This window comes from Leifsonia sp. NPDC058194 (genome assembly GCF_042883605.1).
GTDB lineage: Bacteria > Actinomycetota > Actinomycetes > Actinomycetales > Microbacteriaceae > Leifsonia.
On record NZ_JBHVVL010000002.1, the window covers coordinates 822,767 to 846,731 of the forward strand.

The 23,965-nt window shown below is 69.7% G+C and carries 19 protein-coding genes; 9 read left to right on the forward strand and 10 right to left on the reverse strand.

Features of this window, described 5'->3' with window-relative positions:
• Nucleotides 1-37: 37 nt before the first annotated feature.
• The 4 genes from ACFVU2_RS10745 to ACFVU2_RS10760 all read left to right on the forward strand — a co-directional run bounded on the left by ACFVU2_RS10745 (nucleotide 38) and on the right by ACFVU2_RS10760 (nucleotide 5,249).
• The gene (locus tag ACFVU2_RS10745; RefSeq protein ID WP_387873774.1) at nucleotides 38-634 is read left to right on the forward strand and encodes a DUF3000 domain-containing protein; all 597 of its coding nucleotides are present in this window, start codon (nucleotides 38-40) and stop codon (nucleotides 632-634) included.
• The gene (locus ACFVU2_RS10750) at nucleotides 627-1,823 is read left to right on the forward strand and encodes an HRDC domain-containing protein (protein WP_387873777.1); all 1,197 of its coding nucleotides are present in this window, start codon (nucleotides 627-629) and stop codon (nucleotides 1,821-1,823) included. Before ACFVU2_RS10745 ends, ACFVU2_RS10750 begins: the two co-directional genes overlap by 8 nt.
• 72 nt (nucleotides 1,824-1,895) lie before the next feature.
• On the forward strand, nucleotides 1,896-3,104 hold the full coding sequence (locus ACFVU2_RS10755; protein WP_387873779.1) for a thiolase family protein: 1,209 nt from the start codon (nucleotides 1,896-1,898) through the stop codon (nucleotides 3,102-3,104).
• A gap of 6 nt (nucleotides 3,105-3,110) precedes the next feature.
• Nucleotides 3,111-5,249 (forward strand): 3-hydroxyacyl-CoA dehydrogenase NAD-binding domain-containing protein, encoded by a 2,139-nt coding sequence (locus ACFVU2_RS10760; RefSeq protein ID WP_387873781.1) that lies wholly within the window; start codon nucleotides 3,111-3,113, stop codon nucleotides 5,247-5,249.
• Nucleotides 5,250-5,303: 54 nt separating this feature from the next.
• On the opposite strand, the gene ACFVU2_RS10765 is transcribed toward ACFVU2_RS10760, so the two are convergent.
• Entirely contained in the window at nucleotides 5,304-5,894 is a 591-nt protein-coding gene (locus tag ACFVU2_RS10765; RefSeq protein ID WP_387873782.1) for a TetR/AcrR family transcriptional regulator, read from the reverse strand.
• A gap of 98 nt (nucleotides 5,895-5,992) precedes the next feature.
• On the opposite strand from ACFVU2_RS10765, the gene ACFVU2_RS10770 reads away from it, so the two are divergent.
• The 4 genes from ACFVU2_RS10770 to ACFVU2_RS10785 are packed head-to-tail and all read left to right on the forward strand — an operon-like array spanning nucleotide 5,993 to nucleotide 12,115.
• Nucleotides 5,993-7,333, forward strand: a complete 1,341-nt coding sequence (locus ACFVU2_RS10770) for an ABC transporter substrate-binding protein (protein ID WP_387873784.1) — start codon at nucleotides 5,993-5,995, stop codon at nucleotides 7,331-7,333.
• Nucleotides 7,330-8,217: a carbohydrate ABC transporter permease gene (locus tag ACFVU2_RS10775; RefSeq protein ID WP_387873787.1), complete on the forward strand. Its 888-nt coding sequence runs from the start codon at nucleotides 7,330-7,332 to the stop codon at nucleotides 8,215-8,217. Before ACFVU2_RS10770 ends, ACFVU2_RS10775 begins: the two co-directional genes overlap by 4 nt.
• A complete protein-coding gene (locus ACFVU2_RS10780) occupies nucleotides 8,214-9,149 on the forward strand; it encodes a carbohydrate ABC transporter permease (RefSeq protein WP_387873790.1) in 936 nt (311 codons plus the stop codon). The genes ACFVU2_RS10775 and ACFVU2_RS10780 overlap by 4 nt, the downstream gene beginning before the upstream one ends.
• Nucleotides 9,149-12,115: a glycoside hydrolase family 2 TIM barrel-domain containing protein gene (locus ACFVU2_RS10785; RefSeq protein ID WP_387873793.1), complete on the forward strand. Its 2,967-nt coding sequence runs from the start codon at nucleotides 9,149-9,151 to the stop codon at nucleotides 12,113-12,115. The genes ACFVU2_RS10780 and ACFVU2_RS10785 overlap by 1 nt, the downstream gene beginning before the upstream one ends.
• 79 nt (nucleotides 12,116-12,194) lie before the next feature.
• Here the strand turns inward: ACFVU2_RS10785 and ACFVU2_RS10790 are convergent, their stop codons facing one another.
• The 8 genes from ACFVU2_RS10790 to dut form a co-directional block, all read right to left on the reverse strand.
• Nucleotides 12,195-13,175 (reverse strand): aldo/keto reductase, encoded by a 981-nt coding sequence (locus tag ACFVU2_RS10790; protein WP_387873794.1) that lies wholly within the window; start codon nucleotides 13,173-13,175, stop codon nucleotides 12,195-12,197.
• Nucleotides 13,172-13,576 carry a MerR family transcriptional regulator gene (locus ACFVU2_RS10795; protein WP_387873796.1) on the reverse strand — a complete coding sequence of 135 codons (405 nt, stop codon included), beginning with the start codon at nucleotides 13,574-13,576 and terminating at the stop codon, nucleotides 13,172-13,174. Before ACFVU2_RS10795 ends, ACFVU2_RS10790 begins: the two co-directional genes overlap by 4 nt.
• Before the next feature lie 114 nt (nucleotides 13,577-13,690).
• Nucleotides 13,691-15,628, reverse strand: a complete 1,938-nt coding sequence (gene dxs, locus ACFVU2_RS10800; protein ID WP_387873799.1) for a 1-deoxy-D-xylulose-5-phosphate synthase — start codon at nucleotides 15,626-15,628, stop codon at nucleotides 13,691-13,693.
• A 78-nt stretch (nucleotides 15,629-15,706) separates the two neighbouring features.
• Nucleotides 15,707-18,583, reverse strand: coding sequence for an aconitate hydratase AcnA (acnA, locus tag ACFVU2_RS10805; protein ID WP_387873801.1), 2,877 nt, complete (start codon nucleotides 18,581-18,583; stop codon nucleotides 15,707-15,709).
• Nucleotides 18,584-18,675: 92 nt separating this feature from the next.
• Nucleotides 18,676-21,051, reverse strand: coding sequence for an HAD-IC family P-type ATPase (locus ACFVU2_RS10810; protein WP_387873803.1), 2,376 nt, complete (start codon nucleotides 21,049-21,051; stop codon nucleotides 18,676-18,678).
• Nucleotides 21,052-21,073: 22 nt separating this feature from the next.
• Entirely contained in the window at nucleotides 21,074-21,859 is a 786-nt protein-coding gene (locus ACFVU2_RS10815; protein WP_387873806.1) for a DUF3159 domain-containing protein, read from the reverse strand.
• Nucleotides 21,860-21,865: 6 nt separating this feature from the next.
• Nucleotides 21,866-22,504, reverse strand: a complete 639-nt coding sequence (locus ACFVU2_RS10820) for a DUF3710 domain-containing protein (RefSeq protein ID WP_387874438.1) — start codon at nucleotides 22,502-22,504, stop codon at nucleotides 21,866-21,868.
• Nucleotides 22,505-22,545: 41 nt separating this feature from the next.
• Nucleotides 22,546-23,004: a dUTP diphosphatase gene (gene dut / locus ACFVU2_RS10825; RefSeq protein WP_387873808.1), complete on the reverse strand. Its 459-nt coding sequence runs from the start codon at nucleotides 23,002-23,004 to the stop codon at nucleotides 22,546-22,548.
• Between the two features lie 39 nt (nucleotides 23,005-23,043).
• On the opposite strand from dut, the gene ACFVU2_RS10830 reads away from it, so the two are divergent.
• Nucleotides 23,044-23,490: a DUF3093 domain-containing protein gene (locus ACFVU2_RS10830; RefSeq protein WP_387873810.1), complete on the forward strand. Its 447-nt coding sequence runs from the start codon at nucleotides 23,044-23,046 to the stop codon at nucleotides 23,488-23,490.
• 29 nt (nucleotides 23,491-23,519) lie between these two features.
• On the opposite strand, the gene ACFVU2_RS10835 is transcribed toward ACFVU2_RS10830, so the two are convergent.
• Nucleotides 23,520-23,813, reverse strand: coding sequence for a DUF4193 domain-containing protein (locus ACFVU2_RS10835; RefSeq protein ID WP_387873813.1), 294 nt, complete (start codon nucleotides 23,811-23,813; stop codon nucleotides 23,520-23,522).
• Nucleotides 23,814-23,965 lie beyond the last annotated feature (152 nt).

Here is a 23,965-nt window from a genome sequence, read left to right on the forward strand (position 1 = left end):
CCGTCGCCGACCCGCAAAGGCTTCTAGTGTTCGTACCGTGTCGACTCCACCCGCCACCCCGCACGTGCCGGCCGCGTTCGCCGCTGCCCTCGCGTCCGTCCGTGCCGCTCCGGCCCGCCCCGAGCTCACGGTCACCGAGATCCCCGCGCCCGCCCAGCTCGCGCCGTACGCCGTCGCACTGGCCGCGGACGTGCGTCCGGCTCAGCACGGCGACGACTCCGAGCTCGGTACGGGACGGTTCATCCTCCTGTACGACCCGGACGAGCCGGAGGCCTGGGGAGGCCCGTTCCGCATCGTCTGCTTCGCGCAGGCGCCGTTGGAGACCGACATCGGCCTCGACCCCTTCCTCGCCGACGTGACCTGGTCGTGGCTGGTCGACGCCCTCGACGCCCGGCAGGCCCGCTACACCGCGGCCAGCGGCACAGCGACCAAGATCATCAGCACCGGTTTCGGCGAGCTGGCGGCGCAGGGCGACGGTTCGCAGATCGAGCTGCGGGCGTCCTGGAGCCCGCTCGAGACCGACATCTCCGCGCACGTGGAGGGATGGGGCGAGCTGCTGTGCATGCTCGCCGGACTCCCGCCCACGGGCGAGGGAGTGAGCATCCTCGCCACGAGACGGAGCCCGCGTGCCTGACCGTTCCGTCATCGACACCCGGGCCGGCTACCTCGGCGCGGTCGACCTCATCGCCGCGGGCTCGGGTCCGATCGCCGTCGACGCCGAGCGCGCCAGCGGCTTCCGATACTCTCAGCGCGCCTACCTGATCCAGGTGTTCCGCCGGGGCGCGGGCACCTTCCTCTTCGATCCGCCGGCCGTCGGCCGGTTCGACGAGCTGAACACGGCCATAGCCGACGACGAGTGGGTGCTGCACGCGGCGACACAGGACCTGACCTGCCTGCGCGAGGTGGGGCTCGACCCGGCCCGCATCTTCGACACCGAGCTGGCCGCCCGTCTGCTCGGGATGCCGAGGGTCGGTCTCGGGACCGTGGTGGAAGAGCTGCTCGGCGTCCACCTGGCGAAGGAGCACAGCGCTGCCGACTGGTCGACACGCCCGCTCCCGGAGCCGTGGCTGGTCTATGCGGCCCTCGACGTCGAGCTGCTGCCGGATCTGCGCGACGCGATCGCCGCTCTGCTCGACGAGTCCGGCAAGACCGCGATCGCCCAGCAGGAGTTCTCGTCCGAGCTGACCCGCGACCTCACCCCGGTGCGCAGCGAGCCGTGGCGGCGGCTGTCGGGCATCCACTCGATCCGCGGCCTGCGCAACCTGGCCGTCGCCCGCGAGCTGTGGCTGAGCCGCGACGCCCTGGCGCGCGAGCTCGACACGGCGCCCGGCCGGCTGGTCCCCGACGCCGCCCTCACGGCGGCGGCGAAGGTGCTGCCCGACACCAAGCGGTCCCTCGCGGCGCTCCGGGAGTTCACGGGCCGTGCCAGCCGGACGGAGCTCGACCGCTGGTGGGGCGCGATCGAGACCGGCCGCACGACGGACGACCTCCCCGTCCTGCGCGGCAGCGGCGACACGCTCCCTCCGCCCCGTGCGTGGTCGGATCGCAACCCGGAGGCCGACGGACGACTGAAGGCCGCCCGCGCGGCCCTCACGGTGCTGTCGGAGGAGCGCAGCATCCCGCTGGAGAACCTGCTGACGCCGGAGACCCTCCGTCGCGTCGCGTGGACGCCGCCCGCCGAGATCTCGCCGGCGTCGATCGCCGATGCCCTCGCGTCGCACGGGGCCCGTCCCTGGCAGATTGAGGCAACCTCACAGTCGATCGCCGATGCGTTTGTGGAAAGTAGCCAAACGCCCGACGAGGCGCCCGAAACCGATTCGTAGAAAGAATCAAACGATTCCCGTCGGCACCGGCGGCCTCCCTAGGATCGACACGGACCTGAAATGGGAGGCATTGTGGCCGAAAGAACCGATGTCGTGTTCGTCGACGGAGTCCGGACTCCGTTCGGACGGGCCGGCGAAAAAGGGCAGTACTGGAACACCCGGGCGGACGACCTGGTCGTGAAGGCGATCATCGGGCTGCTCGAGCGCAATCCGAACGTGCCCAAGGACCGCATCGACGACGTGGCCATCGCCGCCACGACGCAGCAGGGCGACCAGGGTCTCACCCTCGGCCGCACGGCGGCACTGCTCGCCGGGCTGCCGAAGTCGGTCCCCGGGTTCGCGATCGACCGGATGTGCGCCGGCGCCATGACGAGCGTCACCACCCTGGGCTCGGGAATCGCGTTCGGCGCCTACGACCTCGCGATCGCGGGCGGCGTCGAGCACATGGGCCGTCACCCGATGGGCTTCGGGGCCGACCCGAATCCCCGCTTCCTCTCGGAGCGCCTGGTCGGCGAGGACGCCCTCAACATGGGCATGACGGCGGAGCGCATCCACGACCGCTTCCCCGCCCTGACCAAGGAGCGCTCCGACCGCTACGCGATGCTGAGCCAGCAGAAGACCGCCGCCGCGTACGAGAACGGCAAGCTCCAGCCGGACCTCGTTCCCGTCGCGATCCGGTCGGAGTCGGGCTGGGGCCTGGCCACGCGCGACGAGGGCATGCGCCCGGAGACCAACATGGAGTCGCTCGCGACCCTGCGCACGCCGTTCCGTCCGCACGGGCGGGTGAGCGCGGGCAACGCCTCGCCGCTCACCGACGGCGCCACGGCGAGCCTGCTCGCCTCCAGCGACGCGGTGAAGGAGTTCGGCCTCACGCCGAAGATGCGCATGGTGAGCTTCGCGTTCGCCGGGGTCGAGCCCGAGATCATGGGCCTCGGCCCGGTCCCCTCGACCGAGAAGGCGCTCCGCAAGGCGGGCCTCACCATCGACGACATCGGCCTGTTCGAGCTCAACGAGGCGTTCGCCATCCAGGTGCTCTCGTTCCTCGACCACTTCGGCATCGACGACGAGGACCCCCGCGTCAACACGTGGGGCGGCGCGATCGCGATCGGCCACCCGCTCGCCGCCAGCGGCGTCCGCCTGATGATCCAGCTCGCCCGCCAGTTCGAGGAGCACCCGGAGGTCCGCTACGGCGTGACCGCCATGTGCGTCGGTCTCGGCCAGGGCGGCACGGTCATCTGGGAGAACCCCAACTTCGACAAGCGCGCAGCACGGAAGGCCTGAGGACGAGTGACCGACTACAGCAAGATCGACTTCTCCCCGCTCGTCGCCCTCACCTCCGACGAGGTCGTGACCCACTCGTTCGTGAAGGACGTCCCGCTGCCCAGCGGCAAGACACTCGCGCTGGTCACCCTCGACAACGGGCGCGACCACACGCGGCCGAACACGATGGGCCCGGCGACGCTCCTCGAGCTCGGCACGACCTTCGACGAGCTGACCGAGCGCGCGCAGCGCGGCGAGATCGACGCGGTCGCCGTCACCGGCAAGCCGTTCATCCTCGCCGCCGGTGCCGACCTCAGCCGGGTCGGCGACATCCCGAGCGTGGAGGTGGCGAAGCTGCTCCCCCAGCTCGGCCACTACGTGCTCGGCAAGCAGGCCTCCTTCGGGGTGCCGTCGTTCGTGTTCACGAACGGCCTCGCGCTCGGCGGCGGCGTGGAGATCGGCCTCAACGCCGACTACCGCACGATCGATCGCAACGCGGCCGCGTTCGCCCTCCCCGAGGTGTTCCTCGGCCTGATCCCGGGCTGGGGCGGCGCGACCATCCTCCCGAACCTGATCGGCATCGAGAACGCCCTCAAGGTCATCATCGAGAACCCGCTCAAGCAGAACCGGATGCTGAAGCCGCAGGACGTCTTCGACCTCGGCATCGCCGACGCGATCTTCGACTCGGCGAACTTCCTCGAGGAGTCCCTCCTCTGGGCGGACAAGGTGCTCACCAAGCAGATCGAGGTCAAGCGGCCGAACGTCCCGGGCAAGGTCGAGCGCATGGTCAAGTGGGACGCCGCCATCGGCATCGCCCGCAAGATGCTCGAGAGCCGCATCGGCACCGTCCCGAAGTCGCCCTACAAGGCGCTCGACCTCCTGAAGGCCGCCAAGTCCAACGACCGCGCCGCCGGATTCGAGCTCGAGGACGAGGCGCTGGCCGAGCTCATCTCGGGCGACCAGTTCCAGGCGAGCATCTACGCCTTCAACCTGGTCCAGAAGCGGGCGAAGCGCCCCGCCGGCGCCCCGGACAAGAAGGTCGCCAAGAAGGTGACGAAGGTGGGCGTGATCGGCGCCGGCTATATGGCCAGCCAGTTCGCGCTGCTCTTCGTGCGCCGGCTGCGCGTGCCCGTGGTCATCACCGACCTCGACCAGGCGCACGTCGACAAGGGCGTGGGCTACATCCACGACGAGATCGGCAAGCTGCAGGAGAAGGGCCGCATCTCCCCCGACGAGGCCAACCGCCTGCGCGCCCTCGTCACGGGCACGACCGACAAGGCCGACTTCGCCGACTGCGACTGGGTCATCGAGGCCGTCTTCGAAGAGCTCACCGTCAAGCAGAACGTCTTCGAGGAGGTCGAGCAGTACCTCTCCGACGAGGCGGTCATCGCGACCAACACGTCCTCCCTCTCGGTCGAGCAGATCGGCGCGAAGCTGAAGCACCCGGAGCGCCTGGTCGGCTTCCACTTCTTCACTCCGGTCGCGGTCATGCCGCTGATCGAGGTCGTCAAGACGCCGCACACCGACGAGGCGACGCTCTCCACTGCGATGGTCACGGCCGCCGCCCTGAAGAAGAACGCGGTCATCACCGCGGACACGCCCGGTTTCGTGGTCAACCGCGTGCTGGCCAAGGTGCTCGGCGAGGCGATGCACGCGGTCGACGACGGCACGTCGTTCGAGACGGTCGACGAGGCGTTCGCGCCGCTCGGCCTGCCGATGCCGCCGTCCGCGCTGCTCGACCTGGTCGGGCTGAAGGTCGGCGCCCACGTGCTCGACACCCACCATGCCGCCTTCCCGGAGCGCTTCTACCGCAGCGAGAACCTCCACAAGCTCGCCGAGTACGGCACGCTGCTCGAGAAGGACAGCAAGGGCAGGATCAAGGGCGTCGACAAGGGCGCGGCCAAGATCATCGCCGGCGGAAAGAACCCGTGGACCAAGGAGGAGATCCTGCGGCGGCTGGAGGACGGCCTCGCCGACGAGATCCACCGCATGCTGATCGACGACCACGTGGTCGAGGCGCCGGAGGACATCGACCTCTGCATGATCCTCGGAGCGGGCTTCCCGTTCCAGATGGGCGGCATCACGCCGTACCTCGACCGGGTCGGCGCCTCCGAGCGAGTCTTCGGAGACACCTTCCAGCACCCGCCCGTGAAGGGCGTCGCGTGACCGCGACCCGTCCTGCGTGATCGAACGCCCCGCTCCTGACGAGCGGGGCGTTCGTCATGTGATGATCAGATCGAGGTACGCCCGAAGGGTCCTCGCGGCGTCGATCGTGTCGGGCGCGTACAGCCACTGCAGCTGGATGCCCTCCCACAGCGCCACGATCGTCGCCGCCGCGACCTCCGGCTCCACGCCCTCGTGCAGCCTCCCGGCATCGCGGAGTGCGGCGAGCTCGCCCGCGTACTCGGCGCGGAGCTGGTCGTACCGGCCGAGGAAGTAGTCGCGGCCCGGGTGGTCGGCGGTGACGGCCTCCGCCGAGAGAACGCTGTACAGCGCGATCAGCCCGGGGATCGCCTCGTTGCGCTCGGCCTGGGCCACGATGTGGTCGCCGAACGAGCGGTCGCCGGGCTCGGGCGGCCCGCCGCCCAGCTCGTCGCGACGGGCGAGGACGGCGACGAGGAGGTCGTCCTTGCTCACGAAGTGATGCTGGAGGTTGCCGAGGCTGATGCCGGCCGCGGCGGCGATCTCCCGCAGCGAGCTGCCGTGAAAGCCCCGCGTCGCGAAGAGGCGGTAGGCCTCGTCCACGATCTGCTGCCGGCGCTCGGCGGACTTCGCGTACGGGCCGCGCCGGCGGATGCTCTGCTCGGTCACATCCCCTCCTCGGAATCGCCCGACCCAAATTAGGTCACATGCATTTTTTTCGGCTACCGTCGATGGTAACCGACTCCCGCCACGACGAAGTGAAGGACATGACGGAACTCACACGACGATCACTCCTCGGTCTCGGCGCCGCTGCCGCGACCACCGCCCTGCTGTCCGCGTGCACGACCCCCGGCACCACCTCCGTGAACAGCGCGCCGGTCATCCGGCCCGCGGCCGCCGGAGAGAGGATCACCCTCACCTACTGGGCCTGGCTCAAAGACCTGCAGAAGGTCGCCGACGTCTGGAACGCGACGCACCCGGACGTCCAGGTGGAGGCGGTCTGGATCCCCGGCGGGAACGCCGGCGGCTACCAGAAGCTCTACTCGGCGCTCGCGGCCGGCGGCGGACCGGACATCGCCCAGGTCGAACTGCGCAGCGTTCCGGAGTTCATGCTGGTGAACGGCCTGGTCGACCTCTCGCGCTACGGCGCCGACCAGTACGCGGACCGCTACGACCGGACGCTGTGGAACCAGGTCAGCTACGTGGACGGCGTCTACGCCATCCCCCAGGACTCCGGCCCGATGGCGATCTACTACCGCCCCGACCTGATGGAGAAGGTCGGAGCAGGCGCACCCGCCACGTGGGACGACTGGGCGGCGACCGGTCGCGAGCTGAAGAAGGCGGGCGTGTACATCGACGCCTTCAACTACTCGGACCCGTCGTGGTTCGCCGCCATCGCCGCACAAGCCGGGGCATCGTGGCTGCGTGTCGACGGCGACCGGTGGGTGATCGACATGACCGACGAGGCGACCCTGCAGACGGCACGGTTCTTCGACAGGGCCATCGACGACGGGATCCTCCAGACCGGGTACGGCGCCTTCACGACGGGCTGGTTCGCCGCCGCCGCGAAGGACGGGTTCGCCGGCTGCGTCAGTGCGAGCTGGGGCGACGCCCTGCTCCAGGGGGTCTCCGGCGGCGAGGGCAAATGGCGGGTGGCGCCGCTGCCCCGCTGGTCCGCCGGCGGCTACGGGTCCAGCGCCCTCGGCGGCTCGACCGCCGCGATCCTCGCGAACAGCAAGCACCCGAAGGAGGCGATGGAGTTCGCGGTCTGGATGACCACCAGTCCCGAGGGCATCGACGCGATGATCGAGCACTCCGGCATCGGCTGGTCCCCGGACGACGACTACATCGGCGCCGCACGCACGAAACCGTCGAAGTGGTTCGGCGGCCAGAACTACAACGAGGAGGTCTTCCTCCCCGCCTCGAAGGAGCAGAACCCCGACTGGTCGTGGTGGCCGATCACGCAGCAGTCGTTCAACATCCTGGCCGACGGCTTCCGCAAGAAGCCCGGCGGCCTGACCCTGGTGGACAGCATCGCCCAGAGCGAGAAGAACATCATCGACGCCTTCCGCAAGAAGGGTCTGACGATCGAGAAGGCCCGCTCGTGAAGGGCGTGCGCACGACCTGGGCGCCGTGGACGCTGCTCGCACCGTTCCTGGCGCTCTTCGTCCTCACGTTCCTGCTGCCCATCATCGTGGCCATCGGCTCCAGTTTCACCTCCGTCACCCGCTCGGGCGTCTTCGGCGAGAAGGGCGTCACGACCGAGTTCGCCTGGTTCGCGAACTATGCGCAGGCCCTGGGCAATCCGAACTTCATCGCGTCCATCGGCCGGATGCTGCTCTTCGGCGTCGTTCAGGTCACGCTGATGATCGCCCTCTGCACCGCACTCGCGCTGCTCCTGGAGTCGGCGTCGGCCCGCTGGCCCGGGTTCTTCCGCGCCGTGTACTTCCTGCCCTACGGCATCCCGGGCGTGATCGCCACCATCCTGTGGTCGTTCCTCTACGTCCCCGGGCTCAGCCCGCTGGTCGACCTCGGCTCCGCGTTCGGCCTGCAGCTCGACTTCCTCGGCCCGAACACCGTGCTCTGGTCGATCGCCAACATCGTGACGTGGACGTACACCGGCTACAACATGATGATCATCATCGCGCAGCTGAAGTCGATCCCCACCGAGGTCTACGAGGCGGCGAAGGTGGACGGCGCCGGCCCGTGGCGGGTGGCCCGCAGCATCCAGCTGCCGCTGATCCGGCCCGCGCTGACGCTGACGATCGTGTTCTCGATCATCGGGACGCTGCAGCTGTTCGCCGAGCCGCAGGTGCTCCAATCGGTGGCGCCGGCGATCGACAGCGAGTACACCCCGAACCTCAGCGCTTACACCACGGCGTTCGCGTACAACGACTACAACGTCGCTGCGGCGCAGTCCGTGCTCATCGCCCTGGTGGCGTTCCTGCTGTCGTTCGCCTTCCTGCGCCTGACCAACCGGAGGTCCCGATGACGTCGACCGACACCACCGACCCCACGCCCACCTTCTCCGTCGGCGCACAGGCGCCGCGTTCGGCCCACGACCGCTCCGCCGGACGGGGCCGCGGCCGCCGGTCGGGCACGCGCATCCTCGTCACGGCCATCCTGGTCGTCGTCGCGGTGTACTTCCTGGTGCCCGTCTACTGGGTGGTGGTCGCCGCGACCAAGACCACGCAGGATCTCTTCGCGACCAACGGCTTCGTGTTCTCCGGCGATTTCGCGCTCTGGAGCAACCTCGCCGAGGTGCTGAACTTCCAGGACGGCATCTTCCTGCGCTGGTTCCTCAACTCCGTGATCTACGCCGGAGTCGGGGCCCTCTTCGCGACGTACTTCGCCGCGGCAGGCGGCTACGCGCTCTCGAAGTACGTCTTCCGCGGCCGCGGCTTCGTCTTCGGGCTGATCCTCGGCGGGGTGCTCGTGCCGGGCACGGCGACAGCGCTGCCGCTCTTCCTGCTGTTCAGCGAGCTCGGTCTGGCGAACACGTACTGGGCGGTCCTGCTGCCCTCCCTCGTGTCACCCTTCGGGCTGTTCCTCTGCCGGATCTATGCCGACGCGACGGTGGACACCGCCCTCCTGGAGGCCGCACGCCTGGACGGCGCCGGCGAGCTGCGCATCTTCCACACCGTGGGCCTGCGCATCATGACACCCGCGCTCGTGACCGTGTTCCTGTTCCAGCTGGTCGGCATCTGGAACAACTACTTCCTCCCGCTCGTCATGCTCTCCGACGACCGCCTGTACCCGATCACGCTCGGCCTCAACTCCTGGCGGTCGCAGACGGATCGCCTGCCCGAGTTCTACGAGCTGACCACCGGCGGCGTCCTGCTGTCGATCATCCCCCTCGCCATCGCCATGATCGTCCTCCAACGGTTCTGGCGCGGCGGCCTCACCGAAGGATCCGTGAAATAGTGCCCGTACCCGCGTACCTCCACGACACCGCCCCCGGCCACGGAGCGCGCGTCACGCCCCGCGCCTGGCTGCGGAGCGACGCTCCGATGCTGTCGCTCGACGGGACCTGGCGGTTCCGGCTCTCGCCGACCGCCGACCTCCCCGACGACGTCGCGGAACCCGCGCTCGACGACTCCGGGTGGGACTCCCTCCCGGTCCCGGCGCACTGGGTGCTGCAGGGCGACGGCGAGTACGGGCGGCCGATCTACACCAACGTGCAATTCCCGTTCCCGCTGGACCCGCCGTACGTGCCCGACGAGAACCCGACCGGAGACTACCGGCGCACGTTCGAGCTGCCCGCGGACTGGCCGGCGGATGCGCGCATCGTGCTGCGGTTCGACGGCGTGGAGTCGCTCTACCGGGTTTGGCTCAACGGCACGGAGGTCGGGATCGCCACCGGCAGCCGGCTGGCCCAGGAGTTCGACGTGACCGATCTGGTGCACGACGGCACGAACCTGCTCGCCGTGCGCGTGCACCAGTGGTCGCCGGCGAGCTACCTGGAGGACCAGGACCAGTGGTGGCTGCCGGGCATCTTCCGCGAGGTGACGCTCGCTGCCCGACCCGCAGACGGCCTCGGCGACGTCTGGCTTCGGACCGGATGGGCGGACGGCACCGGCTGGATCGAGCCGGAGGTGATCGCCGGTGACGCCGCCTTCCCCATCACCCTCCGCATCCCGGCGCTCGGCGTGGAGACGGTGTGGACCGGCCGGGAGCAGATCGGACGCGTCGAGGTCGGGGCGGTGGAGCCGTGGACGGCCGAATCCCCCACGCTCCACGACGCCACGATCGGCTCCACCGGCGAGACGGTGTCGCTCCGGCTCGGGTTCCGCACGGTCGAGATCCGCGGAGACCGCTTCCTGGTGAACGGCGAGCGCGTCGTCTTCCACGGGATGAACCGGCACGAGGCGCACCCCGTGCGCGGCCGGGTGTTCGACGAGGCGCACGCGCGCGAGGACCTGGCCCGGATGAAGCGGTTCAACGTGAACGCGATCCGCACGAGCCACTACCCGCCGCACCCGCGCCTGCTCGATCTGGCCGACGAGCTCGGCTTCTGGGTGATCCTCGAGTGCGACCTGGAGACCCACGGCTTCGAGAAGAACGGCTGGAGAGGCAACCCGAGCGACGACCCGGCCTGGCGCGAGGCCTATCTCGACCGGATCGAGCGGACCGTCGAGCGGGACAAGAACCATCCCAGCATCGTGATGTGGTCGCTGGGCAACGAGTCGGGCACGGGCGCCAACCTCGCCGCGATGTCCGCCTGGGTGCACGCCCGCGATTCTTCGCGCCCGGTGCACTACGAGGGCGACTACACAGGCGAGTACACCGACGTCTACTCGCGCATGTACTCGACCGTCCCCGAGACGGAGCAGATCGGCACCGACGGCTCCACCGCTCCTCTGCTGGGCTGCACTCCGGCGCAGGGCGCACGCCAGCGCACCAAGCCGTTCCTGCTGTGCGAGTACGCGCACGCGATGGGCAACGGCCCCGGCGCGCTCGACCAGTACGAGGCACTGGTGGATGCGCATCCGCGCCTCCACGGCGGGTTCGTGTGGGAGTGGCGGGACCACGGCATCCTCTCGCGCACCGCCGACGGCACGCCGTTCTACGCGTACGGCGGCGACTTCGGGGAAGTGGTGCACGACGGCAACTTCGTGATGGACGGGATGATCCTGAGCGACGACACCCCCACGCCCGGCCTGTACGAGTTCGCCGCGGTCGCGGCACCCGTGCGCTTCTCCTTCGACGCGCGCGATGGTGTGACGATCGAGAACCGGCGGCACAGCTCGTCCACCGGCGACCTGCGTTTCGGCTGGCGGGCCGAGCACGACGGCCGGGTCGTCGCGAGCGGCGTCCTCGACGCTCCCCCGATCGCCGCAGGAGAAGCGGTGACGGTCCAGCTGCCCACGGTCCCCGTCGCCACCGATGCGGAGACCTGGGTGACGGTCGAGGCGGTCCTCCGGACGGAGGCGGCGTGGGCGCCGGAGGGACACGTCGTCGCCTCCGCCCAGCACGACCTCTCGGAGCGACCGCTCGAGTACGCCGCGCAGCCCGCTCCACGGCTCGACGGCTGGCGCGACGCGGACGGAACCGTGACCCTCGGGACGGCCGACTTCGAGCGCGGACGGCTCATCCGCCTCGCCGGCCGTGCCGTGAGCGGCCCGCGGCTGGAGCTCTTCCGTGCACCGACCGACAACGACGAGGGCGGCGCGTACAGCGACCCCGCCGGGAGCGACGGAAGCGTGCCCGGGGTGTCCAGCGCCTCCCTCTGGCGAGCGCACGGGCTCGACCGCCTGGTCCACCGGCTGATCGCGGTGCAGGAGGCCCCCGGGGCGCTCCGCACGCGGACGCGCGTGTCGGCCGCCGACTCCGCCCTGTCCGTGACGGTGGAGACGGTCTGGGCGATCGTCGGCGACGAACTGGAGCTGCGTGTCGAGATCGAGCCCTCCGCCGGCTGGCCGACGGTCTGGCCGCGCATCGGCGTGCGCTTCGACCTCCCGGACGGCGACGACCCGATCGTGGGCGCGGAGTGGTTCGGGCTCGGGCCGCGGGAGTCCTACCCCGACAGCATCCGCTCCGCCCGGGTCGGCCGCTACGCCGCGACGACCGAGGAGCTCTCCGTCCCCTACGCGCGACCGCAGGAGACCGGGCACCGCACTGCGGTGCGCGAGCTGACCGTGGGCCCGCTGGCGCTCCGCACCCTGCCCGACGGCCGGGGGCGTCGCCCGGGCTTCGTGCTGACCCGCCACACACCGCAGCAGGTCGCCGCCGCGCGGCACCCGCACGAGCTGCCCGCCTCCGACACGACCTACCTGTTCGTCGACGCCGCGCAGCACGGGCTCGGCTCGCGCGCCTGCGGTCCCGACGTCTGGCCGGAGTTCTCCCTGCGCCCGGAGGCCCGCACGCTCCGGGTCCGCTTCACCGGCTGACGGCAGGAACGCGAAACGCCGCTTCGATCGTGTCGAAGCGGCGTTTCGTCTGTCCTGTGCGGAAGGCGGCCGGATGGCGTCAGCGGTTGAGCGGCGTCATGTCCGCGTAGCGGTCGCCCACCGGCGCTGCGACGGCATCGAGCCGTTCCAGCTGCTCGGGGCTCAGCTCGACGTCGACGGCCTCGACGTTCTGCTCCAGGTTCTCGACGCGGCGCGTGCCCGGGATCGGCACGATGTCCTCGCCCTTGGCGAGGAGCCACGCGAGCGCAACCTGGCCGGCCGTCGCGCCGGCTTCGCGTGCCACAGCGTCCACCTGCTCCACGATACGGATGTTCGCCTCGAGGTTGTCGCCCTCGAATCGCGGGTTGAACCGGCGGAAGTCGTCGGCCGAGAGGTCGTCGAGCGAGCGGATCGTGCCGGTCAGGAACCCACGGCCGAGCGGCGAATACGGCACGAAGCCGATCCCGAGCTCGCGGACGGTCGGCAGGACCGCCTCCTCCGGGTCGCGCGTCCACAGGGAGTACTCGGTCTGGACGGCGGTCACGGGGTGCACGGCGTTCGCCCGGCGGATGGTCTCCGGGGCCGCCTCCGACAGTCCGTAGTGGAGGATCTTGCCCTCCTCGATGAGCTCCTTCAGGGCTCCCACCGTCTCCTCGATCGGCGTGCCCGGATCCATCCGGTGCTGGTAGTAGAGGTCGATGCGGTCGGTCTGGAGGCGCTTGAGCGAGCCCTCGACCGACAGGCGCACGTTCTCCGCCGACCCGTCCATTCCGCGCTCGTCGTTCTGCCGGTGCAGGATCGTGCCGAACTTGGTCGCGATCACGACCTTGTCGCGCCGGCCGTCGGCGAAGGCGCGGGCCAGCAGCTCCTCGTTGGCGTAGGGGCCGTAGATCTCGGCCGTGTCGAAGAACGTGACGCCGAGATCGATGGCCCGGTGCAGGGTCCTGATCGATCCGGCGTCGTCCTGGCCGGCGCCCGTGTAAAAGGCGGACATGCCCATGCAGCCGAGACCCAGCCGCGAGACCTCGAACTTCTCGGTGCCGAGTGTGGTCTTCTTCATGCGTTCGACTTCGCTTTCTTCGTCGTGGATGCGGCCTGTTCGTACAGGCCGATCTTGTGGTCGATGGCGGCCAGGCTCGCCGTCATCTCCTCCAGCTGCCGGGCCACCGTCATGCGGTGGACGAGCAGGAGCTCCAACCGCTCCGCCGTCGTCGCCTCTCCCTGACGGGCGAGCTCGACGTAGCGGCGCATCCCCGCGATGGGCATCGCCGTCGACCGCAGCCGGGTGAGGAAGACGACCCAGGTGAGGTCGGCCTCCGAATAGCGGCGATGGGACGACGAGGCGCGCTGGACCGGGCTCAGCATGAGCCCTTCGCGCTCGTAGTAGCGCAGAGTGTGGGTGGAGAGCCCGGTGCGCTCGGCGACGTCGGAGATGGACATCCCCGTGATGCTGTCGGTCATACCGCCACGATAAGACTTCGAGTGCACTCCAAGTCAACCGGGAGGCGCCGGCACATTCGTGCCGAATGTCGCGTCAGCGCCTCGGATACGCGACATTCGTGCCGAATGTCGCGCCTAGCCCTCGGCGGTCCGACGGGAGAGCTCCTGCTCGGGGAGCGGACGGGCGATCGGGACCCGGCTGCCGAGCACCTGGGCCACGAGGTCGCGGGCGATCTTCTGGGCCGTCAGGCCGGCCTCGTCGAGGATCTGGTCGCGCGTCGCGTGGTCGATGAACTCGTCCGGGAGCCCCAGCTCGTCGACCGCGGTGTCGATGCCCGCCTCGCGCAGGTCCTGGCGCACGCGGGTGCCGATGCCGCCGACACGGATGCCGTCCTCGATGGTCACGACGATGCGGTGCTCCGCCGCGAGCGTCAGGACGCTCTTCGGCACCGGGACGACCCAGCGCGGGTCCACGACCGTCGCGCCGATCCCCTGGGCGGCCAGCCCGTCGGCGACCTTCAGCGCCAGGTCGGCCATCGGGCCGACCGCGACGAGGAGGACGTCCTTGCGGTCGTCGTCGCGGAGCACGTCCACGCCGTCCGCCAGACGACGGACGGCCGCGATGTCCGGCTGCACGCTGCCCTTCGGGAAGCGCAGCACGGTCGGGCCGTCGTCGACGGCGACGGCCTCCGCGAGCTCCTCGCGGAAGCGGGCGGCGTCGCGCGGCGCCGCGAGGCGGATGCCGGGAACCACCTGCAGGATCGCGAGATCCCAGATGCCGTGGTGGCTCGGGCCGTCCGGTCCGGTCACACCGGCACGGTCGAGCACGAACGTCACGCCCGCCTTGTGGAGTGCGACATCCATCAGCACCTGGTCGAAGGCGCGGTTGATGAACGTCGCATAGATCGCGACCACGGGGTGCAGGCCGCCGAAAGCGAGACCGGCGGCGCTGGTCGCCGCGTGCTGCTCGGCGATGCCCACGTCGTGCACCCGGTCCGGGAACCGCTCGGCGAACTTGTGCAGGCCGGTGGGCCGCAGCATCGCGGCCGTGATGCCGACGAGCTTCGGGTCCTTCTCGGCGAGGCGGACGATCTCGTCGGCGAAGACGCCGGTCCAGCTGGGCTTGCTCGAGCTGTCGATCGGCTCGCCGGTCTCGGGGTCGATCTGCCCGACCGCGTGGAACTGGTCCGCCGCGTCGCGCAGGGCGGGCTCGTAACCACGGCCCTTCTGCGTGATCGCGTGCACGATCACAGGCGCGCCGTAGTTCTTCGCCTGCAGCAGCGCCTCCTGCATCGCCTGGATGTCGTGGCCGTGCACCGGGCCGATGTACTTGATGTCGAGGTTCGAGTAGAGCGCCTCGTTGTTCGAGAACCGGCTGAGGAAGCCGTGGAGGCCGCCGCGGACCCCGCGGTAGAACGACCGCCCGGGAGCACCGAGCTTGTCGAAGGCGCGCTGGCTGGTCAGATACAGGCTGCGGTAGGCCCGGCGCGTCCTGACCGTGTTCAGGAATCGAGCCATGCCGCCGATGGTCGGGGCGTACGAGCGGCCGTTGTCGTTGACGACGATGATCAGACGGCGGTTGTTGTCGTCCGAGATGTTGTTGAGCGCCTCCCAGGTCATGCCGCCCGTGAGGGCGCCGTCGCCGACGACCGCGATCACGTGGCGGTCGTCCTGCCCGGTCATCTCGAAGGCGCGCGAGATGCCGTCCGCCCACGAGAGGGACGAGGAGGCGTGCGAGCTCTCGACGATGTCGTGCTCGGACTCCGAGCGCTGCGGGTAGCCGGCGAGGCCGCCCTTCTGGCGGAGCTGCGAGAAGTCCTGACGACCGGTGAGGAGCTTGTGCACGTACGACTGGTGCCCGGTGTCGAACACGATCGCGTCGCGCGGGGAGTCGAACACGCGGTGGATGGCGATCGTCGTCTCGACCACGCCCAGGTTGGGCCCGAGGTGCCCACCGGTCTTGGCCACGTTCGCGATCAGGAACGCGCGCACTTCCCCGGCGAGCTGGTCGAGCTCGCGGTCGGTGAGCCGATCGAGATCACGGGGCCCGTGGATCGTTTCGAGGATGCTCATGGATTCGAGTGTAGGGCCGCTGAATCGAGAGGAGGCTCGGAACCGGCGATTCCGAGCCTCCCCTTGACAACGGTCTGATTACACCAGGCTCCGGAGGACGTACTGCAGGATTCCGCCGTTGCGGTAGTAGTCCGCCTCACCCGGGGTGTCGATGCGGACGACCGCGTCGAACTCGATCGTCTGCTTGCCGGCGGCGGAGTCCGCGCTGGGCTCGGCGACGACGTGGACGGTCTTCGGGGTGCGGCCTTCGTTCAGCTCCTCCAGTCCCGAGATCGAGACGACCTCGGTGCCGTCGAGGCCGAGCGACGCCCAGCTCTCGCCGGCCGGGAACTGCAGCGGGACGACGCCCATGCCGATGAGGTTCGAGCGGTGGATGCGCTCGAAGCTCTCCGTGATGACCGCGCGGACGCCCAGGAGGCTCGTGCCCTTGGCCGCCCAGTCGCGCGACGATCCGGAGCCGTACTCCTTGCCGCCGAAGATGACGAGCGGGGTGCCCTGCGCCTGGTAGTTCTGCGACGCGTCGTAGATGAACGACTGCGGGCCGCCCTCCTGGGTGAAGTCGCGTGTGTAGCCGCCCTCGACGCCGTCCAGGAGCTGGTTCTTCAGTCGGATGTTCGCGAACGTGCCGCGGATCATGACCTCGTGGTTGCCGCGACGCGAGCCGTAGGAGTTGAAGTCCTTGCGGTCGATGCCGTGCTCGTCCAGGTAGCGGCCGGCGGGGCTGTCGGCCTTGATGTTGCCGGCCGGGCTGATGTGGTCGGTGGTGACCGAGTCGCCGAGCTTGGCCAGCACGCGGGCGCCGGAGATGTCCGAGACCGGAGTGGTCTCGAGCGTCATGCCGTCGAAGTACGGGGGCTTGCGCACGTAGGTCGACTTCTCGTCCCACTCGAAGACGGAGCCCGTCGGGGTCGGGAGCGACTTCCAGCGCTCGTCGCCCTCGAACACGCTGGCGTACTCGTGGGTGAACATGCCCTCGTTGATCGAGGAGTCGATCGTCTCCTGCACCTCGGCCGCGTCGGGCCAGATGTCCTTGAGGAAGACGTCGTTGCCGTCCTGGTCCTTGCCCAGAGCATCGATCTCGAAGTCGAAGTTCATCGACCCGGCCAGGGCGTAGGCGATGACCAGCGGCGGGCTCGCCAGGTAGTTCATCTTCACGTCGGGGTTGATGCGGCCCTCGAAGTTGCGGTTGCCCGAGAGCACCGCGGTGACGGCGAGGTCGTTGTCGTTGACGGCCTGCGAGATCTCGTCGATCAGCGGGCCCGAGTTGCCGATGCACGTGGTGCAGCCGTAGCCGACCGTGTAGAACCCGAGGGCCTCGAGGTCCTTGGTGAGTCCGGCCTTCTCGTAGTAGTCGGTGACGACCTTCGAGCCCGGGGCGAGCGTGGTCTTGACCCACGGCTTCGACGTCAGGCCCTTCTTCGCCGCGTTGCGGGCGAGGAGCCCGGCCGCGAGCATGACCGACGGGTTCGAGGTGTTGGTGCACGACGTGATGGCCGCGATCGCGACGGCGCCGTGGTCGAGCGTGAACGAGGTGCCGCTCTCGGCGATGGTCACCGGGGTCGGGCTCGACGCCGTCTTCGGCGCGTGGCTGTGGTGGTGGTGCTCGTGCGTGCTGCGCGAGTCCTCCGGGCTGAGCTCACCGGGGTCGGAGGCCGGGAACGACTCCGAGATGGTCAGGTCGACCAGGTCGTGGGAGACGTCCGCGTAGTTCGTCAGGTCCTTCTCGAACTGGTCCTTCGCACCGCTCAGCTCGATGCGGTCCTGCGGGCGCTTCGGGCCGGCGATCGACGGGACGACGGTCGACAGGTCGAGCTCGAGGTACTCGCTGAAGACCGGCTCGGTCTCCGGGTCGTGCCACAGGCTCTGGGCCTTCGAGTACTCCTCGACGAGCGCGACCTGCTCGTCGCTACGGCCGGTGAGGCGCAGGTAGTCGAGGGTCACGTCGTCGATCGGGAACATCGCGGCGGTCGAGCCGAACTCGGGGCTCATGTTGCCGATGGTGGCGCGGTTGGCGAGCGGCACCTCGGCGACGCCCGCACCGTAGAACTCGACGAACTTGCCGACGACGCCGTGCTTGCGCAGCATCTCGGTGATCGTGAGGACGACGTCGGTCGCGGTGACGCCGGTCGGGATGGCACCGGAGAGCTTGAAGCCGACGACCTTGGGGATGAGCATGGAGACGGGCTGGCCGAGCATGGCCGCCTCGGCCTCGATGCCGCCGACGCCCCAGCCGAGCACGCCGAGGCCGTTCACCATCGTGGTGTGCGAGTCGGTGCCGACGCAGGTGTCCGGGTAGGCGAGCAGCTCGCCGCCGACCTCGCGCGTCATGGTGACGCGGGCGAGGTACTCGATGTTCACCTGGTGGACGATGCCGGTTCCCGGCGGGACGACCTTGAAGTCGTCGAACGCGGTCTGGCCCCAGCGGAGGAACTGGTAGCGCTCGCCGTTGCGCTCGTACTCGATGTCGGTGTTGCGCTCGAGGGCGTCGGCCTGACCGAAGAGGTCGGCGATGACCGAGTGGTCGATGACCATCTCGGCCGGAGCGAGCGGGTTGATCTTCTTCGGGTCGCCGCCGAGCGCCGAGACGGCCTCGCGCATCGTGGCGAGGTCGACGATGCAGGGCACGCCGGTGAAGTCCTGCATGATCACGCGGGCCGGGGTGAACTGGATCTCCGTGTCCGGCTCGGCCGCCGGATCCCACGACCCGAGGGCGCGGATGTGATCGGCGGTGATGTTCGCGCCGTCCTCGGTGCGCAGGAGGTTCTCGAGCAGCACCTTGAGGCTGAACGGCAGCCTCCGGTAGCCGTCGACGGTGTCGATCCGGAAGATCGTGTAATCCTTCGATCCGACGCTCAGGGTGCTCTTCGCACCGAAGCTGCCGAATGCGGAACCTGTTGTCGCTGACACGTTGCCCTCTCCTTCATCGGCAGGCGATGTAACGCGAGCCTCATCCATCTTGGTTGTCCGTCGAAGCGTGTTTCCAGCAAGGTAAGCCTAAGTCGTCGGCACCGGGATTTATCTTGACGTCAAGATAAAATCTATCACGTTCACTGCCGGTCGAAGACCAGGGCGCGCCGCTTCGCGAACCGGTAGAACAGCTCGATCCCCGCCGCCCCCACGGCACCGACCGAGAGACCCCACAGCAGGCCCCACGAGAGACTCAGATGCATCTGGAAGAACTCCGCCGTGGCCGGGATGGCGCACACCAGCACGAAGGCCGCCGCGACCGCGCCGAGCAGGGCCCAGCGCGGGCCGGTCAGCGGCCGGGTGAGGACGCAGAGGATCCAGAGGGAGACGCAGAAGAGCGTCACCGTCGTGATGCTGCGCGCTTCGTGGAGGGGCAGCGTGCGGTGGATCGGCGCGTACGAGACGACGGCGGCGAGGCCGGCGATCACACCGGTCGGCACCGAGTACTTCAGGATGCGCGGCAGCACGCCCGGCGTGTAGATGCGCCGGTTGGGCGCCAGCGCGAGGAAGAACGACGGGATCCCGATGGCCAGCGACGACACGAGCGTCAGCTGACGCGGGAGGAACGGGAACGGCCAGAGCAGCGCGGCGCTCACCAGGGCGAGGAGGATCCCGTAGACGGTCTTCGCGAGGAAGATGTTCGAGACGCGCTCGACGTTCGCGATCACCCGGCGACCGGAGGCCAGCACGCCCGGCAGCCGGTCGAAGCGGTTGTCGAGCAGCACCAGCCGCGACACCGCCTTGGTGGCCGCGGTCGCCGACCCCATCGCGATCCCGAGGTCGGCGTCCTTGATCGCCATCGCGTCGTTCACGCCGTCGCCGGTCATGGCGACGGTCCTCCCCTGGGCGCGGAGGAGCCCCACGGCGGTGCGCTTCTGCTCGGGGCTGACGCGACCGAGCACATCCGCGCTCCGCAGCGCCGCATCGAGCTGCTCGTCGGTGGTCAGGGTCGACGCGTCCACGGCGTCGCCCGTCAGCTCCAGTTCGCGGGCGATCGCACCGACGGTGACCGGGTTGTCCCCCGACATCACGACCACGCGCACGTCCTGCTCGGCGAAGTAGCCGAGCGTGTCCCTGGCCTCCGGGCGCAGGGTCTCCCCCAGCACGATGAGCGTCGCGGGCTGGAGCGGGACGCCGGTCAGCGAGATGTGGGCGCCCTCGGGGAGCGGGGCGGATGCGCGCGCGAGCGCGAGGGTCCGGCGGCCGGTCGCCGCGATCTCGGTGGCGCGGGCCAGCTCCACGGGATGGCCGGCGAGCACCCGCTCCGGCGCGCCCAGCACCCACGAGCTCTCCTCGGCGCCGATCCGGATCACCGCGCCGCTGTACTTCGTCGCGGAGCTGAACGGGATGCGGCGGAGCACCGTGTACGCATCGCTGCGGAAGGTGCCGCTCAGGATCCCCGCTGTCGCATTTCCGGCGTCGTCCGCCCCGAAGGCCGCCAGAGCGATGTCCGCCTGCTCGGCGAGTGCACCGTCGCCGAGCGCCTCCGTCCCCTCCAGCTCCAGTTCGCCGCTCGTGAGCGTCCCGGTCTTGTCGAGGCAGAGGACGTCGACGCGGGCGAGCACCTCGACCGCGGCGAGCTCCTGCACCAGGACTTTGCGCGAGGCGAGCTGGATCGCGGCGACACCGAAGGCGAGACTGGTGAGGAGCACCAGCCCCTCCGGGATCATCCCGACGACGGCGGCGACGGCGTCGACCAGGGCGCGCCGCCACCGATCGTCGACGAACAGCGTGCGGAAGCCGCCGTACGCGAGCACCCGGCCGACGAGCGTGATGACGATCACCGGCCCGAGGATCCACGAGAGGTACACCAGGATGCGGTTGGTCGCCTCCCGCAGCTCCGACCGCACCAGCGAATGCCGCTTGATCTCGCTCGTCAGCTTGCTCGCATACGAGTCGGCGCCGACGGCGGTCACTACGGCGTATCCGGTCCCCGTGACGACGTGCGAGCCCGAGAGCAGCTGGGCATCGGCGTCCTTGAAGACCGGATCCGACTCGCCGGTGAGGAGGGACTCGTCGAGCGCCAGGCCGGTGCTCTCGGCGACGACCGCGTCCGCGGGGATCTGGTCGCCGGGTCGCAGCACCAGCAGATCGTCGAGCACGACGTCCTCGAGCGGCACGGCGACCACCGCGCCGTCCCGGCGCACCCGGCTCTCGGGAGCCGCGAGCAGCGCCGCACGATCGAGCACGAGCTTCGCCCGCACCTCCTGCACGATGCCGATCAAGGCGTTCGCGACGACGACGCCGTAGAAGAACCCGTCCCGCAGATCGCCCAGCAGCAGCACCGCGACGAAGCACACGGTGAGGATGCCGTTGAAGAGGGTGAAGATGTTCTCGCGGAGGATGTCGCCGATCGAGCGAGAGCTGGACTGCCGCTGCGCGTTGTGACGGCCGTCCGCACGACGCTGCGCCACCTCTGCGGCCGTCAGGCCCTCGTTCACGCGCGCGTCGCTCATGCCTCCCCCAGGATCCGTCCGCCTACGTGCCCGTGGGCTTCGGCGTGTTCTGAGGCGGCGTCTTCTGAGGGAACTGGCCCCGCACCACGAAGTACGTCACGAGGAGCAGAGGCGCGTAGAGCGGCACGCCCATAAGCAGCTTGGTGAGCGCGAGCGCGCTCGTCGCCTCCGGCGAGTGCGCCAGGTACAGGGGCACCTGCACGAGGAGCCGGGCGGCGAACAGCAGGAACCAGAGGAAGGTGAGCGCCTGCATGACCCGGAACTTCGAGCGCACGCTCCGCCACGCGAGTCCGTCGCCCATGAGGTAGCCCGCGGCGAGCCCGATCAGCGGCCAGCGCACGAGGATCGAGACGAGCAGGGCGGCCCCGTAGGCGGCGTTCGTCCAGATCCCGAGCAGGAAGTTGTCCTCGCCGCGCCCGGTGATGAGCGCGAGGATGGCCGACACCCCGACGCCGATCAGGCCGGCGATCGCCTGGGTCACCGGCGTCTTCCCGACGATCCGCACCACGGTGAAGATCACCGCGACGAGCACTGAGCAGCCGATCGACAGCGGCACGTTCTGCGTGAACGTGAAGAGGATCAGGAAGACGAGGCCCGGGAGGATGGTCTCGGCGAGGCCGCGGACGCCGCCGAGCGCACCGAGCAGCGCGGCACCGGTGGGCGCATCGCCCTCGGTGAGCTGGCCGAGCCCGGACTTGCGCGCGGCACGGGCGAGGCTCTCGCCGACGCTCGCGGCGACCTCGTCCTTCTGCGTGCGGTCCTCGTCGAGCGCGTCCTGATCCGGCTTCCGCGGTTCCTGATCCGTCATCTCCGCCTACAGGGAGGTGTAGCTGTTGTCGGCGCCCGCGGTGGGAGCGGCCGGCATCCGCAGCGGGATGAGGTCGCGCGGGGGCATCGGGACGGAACCGCGGACCACGACGATGCTGCGGAAGAGGTCCTCGACGAGCGCGGCGGCCTCGGGCTTGATGGCCGCGTCGCCGGCGATCACGCCGCGGAGGAACCAGCGCGGGCCGTCGACGCCGACGAAGCGCGCGACCCGGGTCTCGCCCGGCTTGCCCTGCGGGGCGGCGACGGGGATCTCGGCGATCAGCTCGGGGCCGAAGACGCCGTCCCGCTCGCTGATGCGGCCGCCCTGACGCTCCACCTGCTCGGCGATCTGGCCGCGGATCTCGTGCCAGAGACCGCTCGAGCGGGGCGCGGCGAACGGCTGGACCTGGAGCGTCGAGTTCGCGTAGTCGAGGCCGACCGCGACGACGCGCTGCGACTCCTCCTCGACCTCCAGCCGCAGGTGCAGGCCCTCGCGCGGCAGGATCTTCACTCCGCCGAGGTCGACGTACGGGCGGACGGGGTTCGCCTCGCTCTCGTCGAGCGGTCCCTCCGTCTCGCGGTCCTCGGGGGCGGACTTCGCGTCGTCCGGGGCGTCGGTCTCGGGCACGAGCTCGTCGGCGCCGATCTCCGCGGCGTCGTTCTCGCCCGGGGTGTCGCTGGTGTCGCTCAAGCGTGGTCTCCTGACTGGGTCACGGTGTATCCGGACGAGCCGAAGCCCGCGGTGCCGCGGTGGCTGTCCGGCAGGGTGTCGACGGGGATGAACCGGGCGCGCGTGACCGGCATGACGATCAGCTGGGCGATCCGGTCGCCGACGGCGATATCGTACGGCATCGATCTGTCCGTGTTGAGGACGGTCACCCGGATCTCCCCGCGGTATCCGGCGTCCACCGTCCCCGGCGAGTTGACGATCGTGATGCCGTGGCGCATGGCGAGACCGCTGCGCGGGACGACGAAGGCCGCGTACCCGTCGGGGAGGGCGATCGAGACGCCGGTGGCCACGGTGTGGCGCTCCCCCGGGGCGAGCGTCACCGCCTCCGCTGCACAGAGATCGGCCCCGGCGTCGCCCGGGTGGGCGTAGGTGGGGAGCAGCCCGGCGATGATCGGGACGTCGACGGAATCGGTCACGTGTCGAGGGTAGTGCAGAAGTCTGATCGAATAGGGACCATGGACCTCTACCGTGAGCGGCTCTGGGCGACCCCCTGGCTCTTCATCTCCACCCTGCTCGTCATCCCCGCGGTCATGCTCGTGTTCGCACCGATCAACTTCAGTGTCGGCGTCGTCCTGGCGATCGTGTTCTACGTCGCCATCGTCGTGGCGCTGATCGCCTCGGCGCCCACCTTGAAGGTGACGAAGGACGAGCTGATCGCCGGCCGCGCACGCATCCCGCTGTCGCTCACCGGCACCCCCACCGGGTTCGACGGCCCCGAGGCGACGCTCGAACGCGGACAGCGCCTCGACGCGCGGGCGTGGCTGCTCATCCGCGGCTGGATCAAGCCGGTCGTCAAGGTGCCGGTGGCCGACCTCGACGACCCGACGCCGTACTGGCTCCTCTCAACAAGAAACCCGGACCAGTTGGTCCGGGTTCTCGAGGAGGCTCGCCAGAGTTCCTAGGGGACTCCGACGTCCGTGAGGCGCGTCGCTCAGGCGGCGCACTCCACGCAGATCGGTCCGAGCTTGCTGTCGTGGTCGATCTGCGAGCGGTGCTTCACCAGGAAGCAGCTCACGCAGGTGAACTCGTCCGCCTGCGGGGGCAGCACCACGACGTCGAGATCGAGGTCCGAGAGGTCGGCCCCGGGGAGCTCGTAGCCACCCGGGTTGTCGGCGTCTTCGACGTCGACAACTCCCGACATCTTGTCCGGAACTCGCTCCTTGAGGGCCTCGATCGACTCGGAGTCGTCCTCGGTCTTCCGCGGTGCGTCGTAATCCGTTGCCATGCCCATCCACTTCTCGTACGTAACGGCCGATTCTCGCAATCGGCGGCGATAGTTTGCATCAATCGCCAAGGAATAGCAAAACCACTCGGAAAGCTCTCAGCGATTGCGGAGGTATCAACTTCCGGCACGCCCGGCGTATTCCCCGTCCCACC